Source organism: Acinetobacter sp. AC1-2, from assembly GCF_016124155.1.
Classification (GTDB): Bacteria; Pseudomonadota; Gammaproteobacteria; order Pseudomonadales; family Moraxellaceae; genus Acinetobacter; species Acinetobacter calcoaceticus.
The window spans coordinates 1-323 of sequence record NZ_JABFFO010000026.1; the positions used below are offsets into that span (position 1 = coordinate 1).

Annotated in this window: 1 protein-coding gene; it reads right to left on the reverse strand. The window is 50.5% G+C overall.

Going from position 1 to position 323, the window contains the following annotated elements; all coding sequences use genetic code 11:
* On the reverse strand, nt 1-323 hold a 323-nt coding region (locus HL290_RS18460), incomplete at both ends, for an Ig-like domain-containing protein (protein ID WP_227602333.1).

The following is a 323-nucleotide window of genomic DNA, read 5'->3' on the forward strand; positions in this document are numbered from 1 at the left end:
ATGTACCACCAACTAAAGTGATATCACTGGCATCAAAGCCTGTAACCGCTTCACTGAACGTGAAGGTGATGTTCGCTGTTTCGCCTGCTGCAAGTTCAAGGTCATCTGTCGTAATCGCAAGCGTTGGCGGAACAATGTCAACGATAAAGCCGTCTGTACCATCAAGTACATCGCCTGTACCCGGGTTACCCAATACATCAGTGTAGCTACCATCAGCCACTGCAATGCTTGGTGCTGTGCCTGTGCCATCTGGCGTGAACACTGCTGTCCAGGTGATGTTATCAGTTGTCGTCAAGGCAGTCAATGTACCGCCAACCACGGTG